At 36.3% G+C, this 13785-nt stretch carries 8 protein-coding genes and 3 pseudogenes; 7 read left to right on the top strand and 4 right to left on the bottom strand.

All coding sequences use genetic code 11. The features are described from left to right. The first annotated feature begins 677 nt into the window (after positions 1–677). Entirely contained in the window at positions 678–1280 is a 603-nt protein-coding gene (locus OPR58_RS07290; RefSeq protein ID WP_265022360.1) for a reverse transcriptase N-terminal domain-containing protein, read from the top strand. Between the two features lie 5 nt (positions 1281–1285). On the opposite strand, the gene OPR58_RS07285 is transcribed toward OPR58_RS07290, so the two are convergent. Further along, entirely contained in the window at positions 1286–2641 is a 1356-nt protein-coding gene (locus OPR58_RS07285; protein WP_265022284.1) for a recombinase family protein, read from the bottom strand. 257 nt (positions 2642–2898) lie between these two features. After that, positions 2899–3339, bottom strand: a pseudogene (locus tag OPR58_RS07280) (recombinase family protein); the annotation flags it as partial. Between the two features lie 407 nt (positions 3340–3746). Between OPR58_RS07280 and OPR58_RS07275 the strand changes: the two are divergent. Next, on the top strand, positions 3747–4682 hold the full coding sequence (locus OPR58_RS07275) for a group II intron maturase-specific domain-containing protein (protein WP_265022359.1): 936 nt from the start codon (positions 3747–3749) through the stop codon (positions 4680–4682). Further along, positions 4679–4765: pseudogene (locus tag OPR58_RS07270) on the top strand (Rpn family recombination-promoting nuclease/putative transposase); the annotation flags it as partial. The gene OPR58_RS07275 and the pseudogene OPR58_RS07270, both read left to right, overlap by 4 nt. Before the next feature lie 7 nt (positions 4766–4772). Here OPR58_RS07270 and OPR58_RS07265 read toward each other — a convergent pair. Beyond that, a complete protein-coding gene (locus OPR58_RS07265; protein WP_265023151.1) occupies positions 4773–6239 on the bottom strand; it encodes an IS4 family transposase in 1467 nt (488 codons plus the stop codon). A gap of 142 nt (positions 6240–6381) precedes the next feature. Here OPR58_RS07265 and OPR58_RS07260 point away from each other — a divergent pair. From OPR58_RS07260 to tnpC, 4 genes and pseudogenes are all read left to right on the top strand, one after another. Continuing rightward, positions 6382–7088 (top strand): annotated as a pseudogene (locus tag OPR58_RS07260) (Rpn family recombination-promoting nuclease/putative transposase); the annotation flags it as partial. A gap of 273 nt (positions 7089–7361) precedes the next feature. Further along, positions 7362–8744: a hypothetical protein gene (locus tag OPR58_RS07255; protein WP_265022358.1), complete on the top strand. Its 1383-nt coding sequence runs from the start codon at positions 7362–7364 to the stop codon at positions 8742–8744. A gap of 9 nt (positions 8745–8753) precedes the next feature. Further along, positions 8754–10940, top strand: a complete 2187-nt coding sequence (locus tag OPR58_RS07250) for a hypothetical protein (RefSeq protein ID WP_265022357.1) — start codon at positions 8754–8756, stop codon at positions 10938–10940. A gap of 352 nt (positions 10941–11292) precedes the next feature. Beyond that, complete coding sequence (gene tnpC, locus OPR58_RS07245; RefSeq protein ID WP_265022247.1) at positions 11293–12636, top strand: IS66 family transposase; 1344 nt, start codon at positions 11293–11295, stop codon at positions 12634–12636. 255 nt (positions 12637–12891) lie between these two features. Here the strand turns inward: tnpC and OPR58_RS07240 are convergent, their stop codons facing one another. Further along, positions 12892–13683, bottom strand: coding sequence for an IS5 family transposase (locus OPR58_RS07240; protein ID WP_265022356.1), 792 nt, complete (start codon positions 13681–13683; stop codon positions 12892–12894). Positions 13684–13785: the final 102 nt, after the last annotated feature.

Raw genomic sequence — 13785 nt, 5'->3', positions numbered from 1 at the left:
CTCAATGGTTGAGTTTTATGGTAGAAGCAAAGCTACTTACAGCTTAATAGTGTGTACAGTGATATGCTGTCTTTTTAAATTGCAAAATTTTAGTTTTATGATACTGGTTCTATATACTGCAATTTTAATCTCTCTTCTCTCAAGCATAGTTGTTTTTGAAGAATTAAAGTCGGTGCGGCCCGAAGGTCATAAATGTCGTGATGGTTAAATTCCATCTCCCATAGCATCTGGGTAAAATCATGATCCACACCTTAAGAAAGTGGCAAATTCTCATGGTGTAAGCATGGATCAAAAGGGAGTAATATCAAACCTTATGATAAATCCTCTCGAGAAGAGTTAGATATGGCTACGAAAAGAAACTTATGTTTGAACTGTCGTTAATTCGAATATGCGAAATAAGGTTGAATACGCATATACCAAAAGGTATGAAGAAACGGGTAATTAGGATCGGCTTTTCCTGATTAAGATGCTTCCAATCTTCCGGCAGATAGTAAGAGCCTAAGTTTAACGAGAAACGATTTTATGGAACGGAGTAACTACATAGAAGCTCTTATTATTCTTTATTTTCAAAAGGATAACTAAGAAGGTAGCCAGCCGAATGCTCCTATGTAGAGGGATTGTCTAAGAAGCTAATGCCTAAGGTAATGTTTAGGATATGCAAACATAGACACTGTAGTTTGGAAGGTAAAGTTGTGAATAGTAGTGAATATGTTATGAGCCAACAAAATGTTAGGTATGAATGGAATGAAATTCCTTGGCGCAAGCTGGAGAAATCTTCATTTAAGCTACAAAAACGAATTTACCGAGCTTCACAATGTAATGATATCAAAAAGATGCATAATCTTCAGAGATTGTTACTCAGATCAACAAGTGCAAGAACGCTCGCTGTTAGAAAGGTAACTCAGGATAACAGAGGAAAAAAGACTGCAGGTATAGATGGAAAAGCGAATCTTAATCAAAAAGAAAGGTTACAATTAGTATATTCTTTGGATATAAGAGAAAAAGCAAAACCATCGAGACGAGTTTGGATTCCAAAACCTGGTAAGCCATCGGAGTATCGCCCGCTTGGTATTCCTACAATATCAGATCGAGCAAAACAAACACTTGTAAAAATGGTGATAGAACCGGAGTGGGAAGCAAAATTTGAGCCAAACACATATGGTTTTAGGTCTGGTAGGTCGTGTCATGATGCCATTGAAGCTATATTCATAGCACTAAAACAGAAAACAGCATTTTTACTGGATGCAGATATTTCAGGGTGCTTTGATTATGCATATTGATACTCCTATAAAAAATTTGGATTGTTGAGTTTACCATGTTTAAAATCCATAAGGATTCTAACAGTCTCTGGCGTATTCTCAAATAAATATTTTCCTCTGGTTTTACTGTCATCTTTTCGTACTTTGATTTGACCATTATTAATTCTATCATAAATCCAATGTGTAGTAACATTGAGGATTTTTGCAATTTGTGGAACGGTAAGATATCCAGATACTTTAAGCGGATGTGACTGATTCCTTGCTCGCATAATGTTATTTTTTAACCGAATAGTTTTTACTGTATTTTCTAAAACGATGTTTTTTGTGGGGGAGCGATGTCCCTGTTTTTCTAAGTACTTAGCAATTTCTGCATCTGTTTTACCTTCTTTACTTAACTTTATTATAGACTGTTCCATTTCTTTTGCTTTAGTCAACTCGCGAAAAGAGTTTACTGGAATGGGAACATGAGAAGTAGTAGTTTCGCCACCATGCCATATAATGCGTACCTGAAGACAATCGCGTCTGATTCTGTGTGCTACCACTTTATCAATGAGACAACGAAGAAAGGACTTTTGTTGTTGACGTGATAGAATTGATTCATACCAAATTTCAGGTAATCTTTTGCCTACATCTAAAAATACTGTTTTCAGTTCTTCAGGTAATTGAGGTGTTGGATCACTTGGACGCTGACGTTCGAACATAATTTCTGCTTGTTGGAGTTCTTTCAATGCTTTCTCCCAGCGTCTTTCAAGTTCTGCAGCTACAAGACGATTGTCAGGGTCTACTTGATTAAATTGTCTTTCTGCCAATCTAACTTGGTACTTTAGGCGCTCTAATTGTTGTAAATGTGCTTTATTAATTGCTTGCTCAGATTGCAATTGTGAGTTAATCGCCTGAGTATAAGCATCAAGCTCAATTTGACCAAGTGCAGCAAAAAATTTGGGAACTACTTCATTATCAATAATATCAGCTGGTAAAAGCTGACATACAGGTACACGATACTGCTGACGTAGATAGTTGCATAAATAACGATTTCCTCCTTTATACTGTACCAACATTTTATGTCCACATTCTCCACAATAAATTATTCCATGTAATAATGCTGCACCTGGTCTTGCTATACCACGTGTTTTATTGCGATCGTATTCTGCATAATTATCTTTTAGCATCATCTCAATCTTTGTAAAAGTTTCCCAATCTATGTAAGCTGAGTATTTACCTTTGATCAGAACTTTCCATTCCTCCATTGGTAATTTTTTTGTTGTTTTGTCAGCAGAAGATGGCTTATGGTATGTAGTACGGGAACGCCCATAAACAAATGCTCCAGCATAGGCTGGGTTTTTAGTATTGAGGTAATTGCTGCAACAGTTGGCTTTTTCCACTGTAGTTCTTTGAAATTATTATATCTAGGAAGAGTTAGTTGATGATCATTAAAATGTCTTAAAACCTTTGATGCTGTTCGTTTTTCTAGAAAAGTTTCAAAAATAAGATTGATACGAGACTGAACTTCAAGGTTAGGATCCTTGCTCGCAGAACCATCAATGTTACGAACAAGACCAACTGGGAGAGATAAGGCTAAATCACCTCTGGTTGCTTTATTTAATAGTCCAGCATTTAGTCTAGCTCTTATAGTAGATAACTCCATTTCAGCAAGTTGCCCTTTCAGACCAAGTAACAGCCGACCATTAATAGTACCAGGACCATAAACACCATCCCGGTCAGCTATTAAACACTGTTTATAGCCACATATATCCAGTAAAGGATACCAGTCAGAACAATTACGTGATAAGCGAGTCACATCGTAGGAGAGAATAATTCCTACCTTTGATAAAGTGACTTTAGTGACAATCTCTTTAAACCCTTCACGCTTTTCAGCACTAGCACCAGTTAAACCAAGATCACTATCGATGATTACAACGTTATCAGCTTTCCATCCAAGGTCAATTGCTCTTTGTTTTAGTGCATACTGTAACTCCAAACTTTCTTGGTTGCTCAATGCTTGATGAGGTGTTGATTGTCTGATATAAATTATTGCTTCGCGTGCTAAATGTTGTGCTGTAATTAGCTCTGATGTACTCATAGATAACCTCTTTGGACACTAATAATATATTTTCTAAAACTTCTGACTTGAAACGTTGCGACATTTTCTGCCACACTTGACATGGTTTACATGGCATAATTTATACTCCTTTGCTAGAGAAACAAATTCGTATAATGAAGACCACGTTAACTTGCTGGTGAGAAAGTTTTGCTTACTAGCTAAGTTGGTAGCAGAAAACGGAATACGTAGAATGATGTAATTGCGATAAGTAACAAATACATTGTGGACTTTTGAGCTGACAGAAGATATTGGAAATGTTCTGCCAAATAGTGGATGTGTTGAATCTGTAACTGTAATTTCCTTAGTTACTTGATTATTGAAGAGGGTATTAAGGTGATTGATCGTTCGACAACATTAACCATGAATGGCTTATGAAGCATATTCCTATGGAGAAGAAAATTCTGCATAGTTGGTTAAAGGCTGGTTTCCTAGAGTCAAAAACCTTGTATCCCACAACTGCTGGCACTCCGCAAGGAGGTATAATTTCTCCAATACTAGCTAACTTTACCTTAGATGGTCTTGAACAGTTATTAGAAAGTTGCTTTGGTAAATTAGGTAGCAAAAGAAGAGGAAAAATCAGAAGTGGAGTGAATGTAATTAGGTACTCAGATGACTTTATTATTTCAGGTTTTACACATGAAGTACTGGAAAATGAAGTTAAACCTTTAGTATCATCTTTTCTTCATGAGCGAGGTTTAATTCTGTCAGAAGAGAAGACAAAGATTACATTTATTACAACAGGGTTTGACTTTCTTGGTTGTAATGTACGTAGATATAATAAGAAGTTAATTATTAAACCTTCGAAAGAAAGTATTAAAAGACTTCTGAATAAAGCACGTACATTGATAAAAGCAAATATAGCGAACACTCAGGCTATAGTAATTAAGTCACTCAACTCTCTACTGAGAGGATGGGGAAATTACTATCACCATGTGTGTGCTAAAAAAGCGTTTAGAAAAATCGACAATGAAATTTGGCATAGTTTATGGAAATGGGCAAAGAAAAGACATCCTCGTAAAGGATTACGTTGGATAAAGAATCGTTACTTCAAAGTAATGGGTCAACGACAATGGGTTTTTGCTGCACCCATATGCAAGAACAAACCAAAAGAGATACGGTATTTAAGACTGCTAAAGCTGATTGATATACCTATCAGACGACATGTTAAAATCAGAGCGGATGCAAATCCCCTTGACTTAAAATGGAAAAAGTATTTTGATGAGAGAGTAAAACGAACAAGAATGTTAGCAAGCTCCTTTTCAAGAGAAGGTTCTCTACTGTTAGTGTCACCACTAAAGTTGATGTATTCTGAGGATTTATGAAAGACAAGCCGGTTCGAGAAAAGAAGAACTTAGATAAGGGGCTCAAGCGTAGTGTGGGGAAACCTGCATGCTGCGTTTCTAAGCTTACTATTACCCATAAATATAGGATTCATGAGCAAGTCTCCATCCTTCTGCTAAATCAAAGAGACGTTTCCATCCCTTCCACAAAGCTATAGGACCTGGTTCTAAGTCATTTTTGCGAGCTAAAAACCCTCCCAATTGAGCTACCCACCTCACGATTTTTCTTATGGGTGGTGGGGCTTCAGGATAGTTTTTTGTTTTTAGCATTTTTGTATACAAAACCTTCCACTCCTCATCAGTCAGTATGATAGTACAAGGAAGATTGGGATTTGTTCTAGCTACTAATGTAATAAAAAATATTCTCCATGCAATTATACTCATTATTGTAAGAAAGCGGATCAATCTATCTGCTGTTTGGAGTCTACATTCTTCAACTTTAAGACCGGATTTCAAAATTTTATGAAAGACCTCTATTCTCCACCTTAAGCAATACCATTGTATTTTTTCTACTGCTTCTTCAAAATTATTAACACTTATATTTGTCAATAAGATCCAGTTCATAGGTTCTTCGCCAAATGGGGAATACTTTTCTATAACATAGACAGCATTCAAATTTAAATTAGGAAGTTTTTGAGTCTTACGTCTAGCGTTGTTTTTTGATGCATTCATCACAAAGTTACTAAACTTTACTTCTAACACTGCTGTTCTTTTAGGCCTATTATCACGGGTAGGAATACTTATTTGAATTTCTCCTTGGCAAGGCATACGATTCATCAAATCCCACAACTTTTCACCACCTTTTTCAGAATAAGTTGATCTCTTGTTTACTGTTCTGTTTTGATTTCCTCTTACTACAAAAAGAGATTGATTAGTGGAAGCAACTTCAAATAAATCATAAATATCTCCTTCTCTATCGCAAACGGTAACTACCTTAACATCCTTTAATCCAGGGTGATTAGTAGAGTCTTTTAGTGATGCTATCCACCGTATGCTTTCTTTCTCTTCTATAGGAACAGCAGTGTTATGGCTTCTCCTTTTCAACTCTCTTAGGTCTTCAGCTAAGGGAGGTCTAGTACTAATTTTTTGATCTAATAATCCTATAGGTAGTCCTTCTGTTGTAACTGCAAATGTTGTATGCATCACTAATCCATGGGTTTTAAAATTGGTTGTTTCAGATCTTAATCTTGCTGCTATAATCCCTAATCCTTTGGCCTTTTTATGATTTTTATATGAAATATAACTCGTGTCTTGGATAGCTAAAATAGTTGAATATTCTTTAGCTCTTTCAACAGTTTTAACTATATGACTGTCTAATATCTTTCTTTCAGAAATGGCATCATTTTGAAAAAATCTATAAGCTGCTTTACTTTGATACCAATCTTTACAAGCTTGATTTATTGAACATTCAGGCGATTCAGCAAAACTATTAACTACTTTTAAAAGCCTTTTACTTAATCTTATATCGCCAAAATTAACAATCCCAAATTCACTTTCTGCCCATTCACTAGTTGAGGTATTTATACTTCCTTTCATCATATATTTCATTTTTAGACCATAGGTCTATTTATAGTACTAAATTGAATTAGTAAAATAGCAGCTTTTTACCATTTATATACTTATGGGTAATAGTAAGGTTTCTAAGGGAGGGAGTAGTAGTAATACTGCTTCCTTACCTGACCAACTCGCTCGTGATAAAGGCTTCGAAAAACGGGCGCAATTATATGCTGCTAAGGCTTACTCAAGGCAGGCTGATAAAGGTGGTAAGTACATTGATTTAAAGAAGGTTTTCTTTATTGCTATTTCCAATTGTAATTTATTTCCTGATAAGCTTGATTATATATCTAGCCATACCATAAGAGATGAAAAAACTAATGAGCATGACTTAAAAGATTTTCAATTTATTTTCATTGAGTTACCAAAGTTTCCTAAGAACAGAGAAGAGCAGCTAGAAAATGTAGTAGATCGTTGGCTATTTTTCTTTAAATATGCAGAAGAAACAACTGATGAAGATTTAAGGAAAATAGCAGAAAAATCACCGATAATAAAGTTAGCATATGATGAGTTAGATAAATTTCATTGGAATGAGAAGGACTTATTAGCATATGAAGAAAGAGTAATGGATTTACAGAAAGAAGCTGCTATCTTGGAACAAAAACTCGATGATGCTAAACTAGAAGGTAGACAAGAAGGCATCCAAATCGGCCAGGAAAAAGGTAAAGCGGAAGGTATTAAAATTGGTGCAGAAAAAGGTAGGGAAGAGGGCGAAAAACAAGCTAAAATAGATGTGGCCAAAACCTACTTAAGGCTGGCGTGTCTGTTGACTTAATAGCTGAATCTACAGGCCTTTCTCAAGCTGATATTTCACAGCTCAAGGAAAAAGCTTAAGTACTGTAGCTCCCTTAGAGCGCTTTTCAACTTATTATACTTCTTTATCCATTAGTCTAATATATTAAAGCCTACATCTAACTCTTCCGCTATTCTCGCTATGGCCTATTTGATTTTCTCACCAATTCTACGCATCAGTTAAGTGCAAAATAGATGATATTTAAATATAAAAAATGTTTTTCATAAAATTTTTCTTGTCCTTGATAATTTTAGTGTTGCTATTTGATTCTAACTTTTGCATAATGCAGTAAATATTTTTATATAGGGGGTACAATGCCAAGGAAGACAGATCGCCATGCTACAATACTTAAGAAATTACAGAATATCATTAAACATCCAGATTCTAATATTGCTGCTGGAAGGCGTTTGACTATCGAAAGGTGGGTCAAAACTTACATTAGGCAGTTACAATATCTTGAAGATAACAAGCTACAATTCTTATACAACATATTTCGCGATGAAAGTTGTTGGTCGGGTATAAAATTAAATAATACTACTCTAGGACAAAGATTGACTGAAAGAAGTATAAGCCAAGTAGAAAACCCGCTTTCCAGATACAAAATGGCATGTAGGTATTGTGTGAAAGAAAAAATTAAAGATCTCTTTCAGGAAAAGTTCGATCTCCACAAGAGCAGGTTTTCTCCTGATGCAGTAGATGATGATGGTAGACCTGCAGCTAGCAACAACAAGTATATAAGAAGTGATCTGTTAGACTCTATGGAAAGTTATGATCCTGTATCTAGTTTTTGGATTGATAGAGAATCTGAAGAATTAAAATTAAAAGAATACGGCAATGTAGATGGGTTCCGAGAAGCTGTAGGTTTTAAATGGAATGAGGGAGCGGAACATTTCTATAATCATTTAAGTGAGCAAGAGAGAAAAGAGGAAGTTACTAATGCGATTATTGCTTTGTCTACTATTCAATGCAACTACGATCGTGCTAACGTTTTGGATTTTTGCCTGCATAAAATGGATAATCCAACAAAACGTGAGTTGTTGCTTAAATTGTCAGAAAAAGATCAGGGAGTATATTCACTTCTTAATGGGTTAATCAGGTGGAGTTTTCTTGATACAGTTCAAGATATAGTGAAGCGCTGGTGCTATGAAGAAGTTTCAGTACCTGCAGGAAAAATACTCTCACATCAGGATTATGCACTCCTTCTTTCCTCACTTTCAAATGTGATGTTAGACAGTCCTGAGTTAAGTGTCCAAGCTAGATCAATTTTTATGGTCCTTTGGAGATGTGATCGTTTTAATGAGCACAAAAAGGTTGCGGTTGATTTTTCTAAGAATATAGATCCTATAACAGATGTACTAGCAGAATTAATTGTTGATTGCAGACGCTATGATGATAAGGACAGCTTAACTGTAAAAAAGGGTGAGATGTTAGAAATATTGCAGTTTGCCAAGGAAGTTTGTTCAGATAAAGATTTTGGAGACTTTAAAGGAGATATTATTGGTAATTTAAGAGTGGTTAGAAAGTCTAGTATGAAGAAGAATATTAATTACAGCGGGCTAGCAGAAGAATTGTTTTCTGAGTTAGATAAGAAGGTGTCTATTCCTCATAAAGGTGGCGGTGATCTTGGTGACTCTGGTGACCCGCAGTCCATGTTAGAGGCTCCTGGTGTTAGTGGTTTCCCTGGTCATAGTAGGTAGAGGTGTTTTATGCATAACAATGGTGAGAATATCGGGTTCATTAGGAATTTGTTAGATGGAAATTGTCAGGAGTTTAGAGAAAGGTTTGAGTCTTTCTTGGATCAATGTCCATCTTTTTTGCACTCGGTTGGTAAGGGTCGCTTTTTTCCAGCATTCTTTTTCGGTATGTTTGCTACTGCATTTGATTCTGATATTGCAAACGACAGTGAAAGAATTTTCTTTCGTTTTGACAATGATCCAGATAGACCTGGGAAAGGAAATTTAAAGGTTGCTATTTTAACTGAAGACGGAAACGGCAGGCAAATAGTAAGGTGCTATACTATTGCTGACAGGATAAACAGCATTGGTTCAAGATTCAGTGAAGAAGAGAAGCAGCGGATAGAACGTAAACTACAGGGGGATGGTACTAAAAGAAGAAAACTAAAATTAGAATGGGAAGAGTATAAAACATTTGTATGGGCAGAAAATCTAGGAGAAGACGAGGAAGAGGAAGCAATAAGATGTGAGCGATTTTCTGAAGGTGAAGCATTTACTCAAGGTTCAGCATCTCCATGTAATGATTTTGAAGAGATCATCAGAACTAAACAACAAGGCTACTTATCAGATCTTATAGGAAGGCTAGCAAGTAATAACGGAATAAACGTGAAAAGATCTACCAAAAGAATTTTGCAGTACATAATTGACATCTACAATAGATATAATCATGTACTAGATTTCAATGGCAAGGAGTCAGACTATCATGGCTTTCTGTCAGGGTTTTTGATGAACTTTAGGTATCGCCACACGGCTGGCATTTATCTTGAGTTATTTGTAGGAGGTGGATATACAGATATTACTTTCCTTGTACGTGGTGTGAATAGGTTAAGAGATTCTGTTCCTATTATAATCGAGCTCAAAGCTGGAGAAGAGAGTGCTGATCAAGCATTGGAACAGGCTGAAAATTACGTTACAAGATGTCCTGTTTCATCTATATCCATCCACACCTCATCGGATGATGCCGTTTGTATAGGGTTAAATTTTGATTTAGACAACAACGAACGTTTGCAGCTTAGCACTCAAAATTTTTTGGAAAGAGAATCTTCTTTGGTAGAAAGGCTGTTTAATGGATCTATGGCCGAAATTCGAGAGAGTATTAGAGACTATTTACTATACCCATCTTTTGGTGTGCCTGCTGTGCCTGATATTAGAGGTACTAACAGCAGAATATTTTCCTATACAACTAGATTTACTTTTGCAAGTGCTACGTTTGCAAAAAGAAGAATTGAGTTGGAAGATGGAAGTGAAGTATATGTAGATAAGCACTTGTTTAAATACCATGATGATGATAGGATGCGAGGTCCACATGGAAGAGTCACGCAAGTAAATGTTGGGGATCGTGCCTTAACTATGGTTTTACGAGCATTATGGCAAGGAGAAGAAAGAATTATTGTGCTTGATATTCGTCACGTGTTAGCTCACCAATTTCCCATACAAGGTCTAGACTTGTCACGTTGGCCAGATGCTAGAGTATATGAAGTAGCATGCACGTTGAATCCAAGGAGAAGAGATGAGGATGATCTTGGTTTAGCAGTTGATGTAACACCATTTCAATCACCTGCCGATTATCTACAGAGTAAGGGCAATCAGTCTTTTCAAGGTGAGCTTTTAACAATAGGTGGTGTTAGTAATATACACAGCACTGCAAATGTTATGATGAATACAGGCTGGCAAGATATCAATAGGCATAAGGCATTATTTCAAGCAATTTCCAAAGTGCTATTTCCGTTAATGTGGGTAGTGAATAGAAATAACGCCCGAGAGGTTGGGTTTCATTCTGTGTTGCATGGATTGTTTTATACTTGTAATAATCCAGCTAGGATAATTATAGAGTTCCAGTTGGGAGGAGGAGAGAAGATAGATTTGGTGTTATTAAGGTCTGCAGAAAGTAGAGGTGGTGTTCATCCAATTGGGATAGAGCTGAAGTTTGCTGATACTGGCGAACTACAGAGTAAAATACAAGAGGCAAATAATCAGTTAAATAGTTATTTGCAATGTAGAGGATATAAGCGTATTACCGATGGAGACACAGTAGTTTTGTCGTATGCCGTATGGAATGATCGTGCACAGGGGCCAAATACTCTTATATCAGTTAAGGATGTTCTTCGTATAAAGGACAACTTAGGACATAGTTCTGCAGATGATCTTCCTGGTAGATGAGGGTTACTGAGAGTTTATATTTCAAAAATGAATTCCTATTAATTCAGCAATATATATCGTTAAAATCTTAGATAATTTAGCCATTTTCAGCAACCAAAACCAGCTAGCGTGAGAGCTTTTTGTTTCGGGACGCGTTGGTCTACCAAGTGATCCATACTAACTTTTTTATATGATGATTTCATTGTAACCGTTCACGCAATGGCGTCAACTTAAGAGCCTTCATTAGCAGACTCTCCTAAAGACATGATGGCGTTTAGGCTTATCAACTTTGTCCATTCACGGTATAAGAAAGTAGTTTACAAAAATTGCATAATTAGTATAAAAAACAATAAACTAGATAGATGAGGGGTTGATGATAGAGGTGCTACAAGAAAAGATTGTGGTATTGGAGTCAGAAGTTGGTACTCTGAAAGCAGAGAATGATAAGTTAAGGACAAAAATAATTGAGCTAGAGGATAAGCTGGGTTTAAATTCAAAAAATTCATCGCTGCCACCATCGCAAGATGTATATCGCAAAAAGACAAAAAAGAAGAGCGATAAAAAACCAGGCGGGCAGCCAGGACATGAAGCGCACAAGCGGGAATTGATGGTAGCAGATGAGGTGGTAAAATGTTCAATTGATACAATTTGCATGTGTGGAAGCCAAGTTATTTTAGAAGAAGAAACTGTGCATCAAAAGGTTGAATTGCCAAAAATTAAACCGATAGTGACTGAATATAGGCTACAAAAAGGCTACTGTAAGGCGTGTAAGAAAAGGATCTCAGCTAGTCTGCCTGAAGGTGTGACAAGGGATCTTTTAGGAGCTAATGCAAAAGCAGTAATTAGCAGTTTTAGTGGATTTTTTATCAATTCAAAAAGGGAAGTACAGCAAATTTTGAGCAGCATATTTAATCTGAATATAAGCCTAGGTTTGGTATCAAAGACCGAGGGTAGAGTATCAGAAAAATGTATATCTGAATACGAAAAAATAAGAGAAGAGCTACGGAAAAGCAAGTATTTACATATAGATGAAACAAGCCATAGGAACCAGGGAAAGAAAGGTTGGAGTTGGGTAGTAACGAATAAAACAGCAACACTTATGAAGTTAGTTGGATCTCGCGGAAAGAAGATATTAAAAGGGCTATTGCCAGAGTATGATGGAATAGTTATAAGCGATAGGTATGCTGCGTATAATTACTTTAATCGTGAAAACAGACAGATATGCTGGGCCCATTTAGCAAGGGACTTTGAAAGGTTTTTTTACAGTAAAAATGTTGAAGTGAGCAGAATTGGCGCAGCATTAAAATCGCTGAGCAACAGGGTATTTGTGGTAGATAGAGCACGTAAACAAAACCTGATAGACAATTTAAGATTTTTCCGGTTAATGAGGAAGATTCGAAAAAGGGTGAAACATTTTTTGCGAGAGATAACAAGGGTTGCAAAAGGAACTCAGGCCTCGAGAATGGCTGCCAATATACTACGTTCTGAAGATATGATGTGGAGATTCGTGCGCAATCCTGATCTGATCGAGACAACCAATAACCTTGCAGAACGTCAGGCTAGACGGTACGTCATTTATCGTAAAAATAGTTTTTTCACTTGGTCAGAACGTGGAGAAAAGTTCATTGAAAGAATGCTTTCGATATTTTTGACTGCACGTTTGAATGATCAGAATCCTGTCCAGAAACTACAGAATTTAGTCGCTATTCCTGCCTAATTGGGAATATTCCGTGAACGGTTACGATTTCATTATACGCTAAAACTAGCCACATTAGCCCATCTCATCCATATCTACATATGAACTGTTTTGCCTAAGCTTATGGAAATAATTTAAATCTTCTATTTTTATAATCTTATTTTATGCTGCTTTTTCTCACAAACATGCGCACTGTTTTACGATTTAAAAAAATAAACAGTAAACAAAACAATTTGTTCCCACACTGGTTGTCATGGTATTCCTCTAAGAGCCTGTTCATAATCTTTTCAGAAGCAAAGCAGTGAAAGCCAGACCAACCATTTGTAGGCTGGTATTGAGTTTTCGCTCACAATTTTTCCACAATCTTCTACATTTTTCTAACCAAGCAAAAGATCTCTCAACAACCCATCTTTTCGGCAATACAGCAAAGGTGTGTAATTCGCTCCGCTTTACTACTTCAACAGTTGCACCAATAATATCTTTTATCTGAATTGCAAAATTCTCTCCTGTATAGCCTGCATCAACCAGTATATTTTTTACTCCAGAGAGGTTTTCTTTTGCATTATCGACCATCTTCACAGCACTGCTGCGATCAGTTGTTCCTGCAGTTGTTACATAAATTGCATGTGGTAAACCTTGAGTATCAACTGCTATATGGCGTTTTATTCCTGAAATCTTTTTACCTGCATCATAGCCTTTTTCTTCAGCAGTATCTGTATTTTTAACACTTTGAGCATCAATTATGCAGAAGCTAGTTTTTTCTTTCCGACCATTGTTTTGTCGGACCACGCCAATTATTTTTTTTAACACACGCTCCAAAATACTTTCTTTATTTCCGTTTGGTTTTTCACTCCATTTTTTAAAATAGTCATAACAATTGCGCCATTTTGGAAACTCTTTTGGCAGCATTCGCCATTGACAGCCACTTTTTAGCACATAAAGCACACCGCAAAATAACTCATATAAATCCAGCCTTCTTGGCTTTGTTTTCTTTCGCACGCTTTCTAAAATTAGTCTAATCTTTTCGAATTTTTCACAACTTATGTCACTTGGATATGTATTCCTCATAGTTTACCTCATATCAACTATACCTCATCTTACCGTATTCAGAGATCGCGTACAGGCTCTAAGATGTGTAAATTTCTCATAGTTCAAGATTAACCATACACA

Origin of the sequence: Wolbachia endosymbiont (group B) of Ischnura elegans, from assembly GCF_947251585.1 — a bacterium.
GTDB lineage: Bacteria > Pseudomonadota > Alphaproteobacteria > Rickettsiales > Anaplasmataceae > Wolbachia.
This window is presented reverse-complemented; position numbering and strand designations above follow the sequence as displayed.

Coding starts and splice junctions, on each gene's coding strand:
- OPR58_RS07255 (WP_265022358.1), top strand. CDS start 7,362: ATGCCAAGGAAGACAGATCGCCATGCTACAATACTTAAGAAATTACAG.
- OPR58_RS07265 (WP_265023151.1), bottom strand. CDS start 6,239: ATGATGAAAGGAAGTATAAATACCTCAACTAGTGAATGGGCAGAAAGT.
- tnpC (WP_265022247.1), top strand. CDS start 11,293: ATGATAGAGGTGCTACAAGAAAAGATTGTGGTATTGGAGTCAGAAGTT.
- OPR58_RS07250 (WP_265022357.1), top strand. CDS start 8,754: ATGCATAACAATGGTGAGAATATCGGGTTCATTAGGAATTTGTTAGAT.
- OPR58_RS07240 (WP_265022356.1), bottom strand. CDS start 13,683: ATGAGGAATACATATCCAAGTGACATAAGTTGTGAAAAATTCGAAAAG.
- OPR58_RS07275 (WP_265022359.1), top strand. CDS start 3,747: ATGGAGAAGAAAATTCTGCATAGTTGGTTAAAGGCTGGTTTCCTAGAG.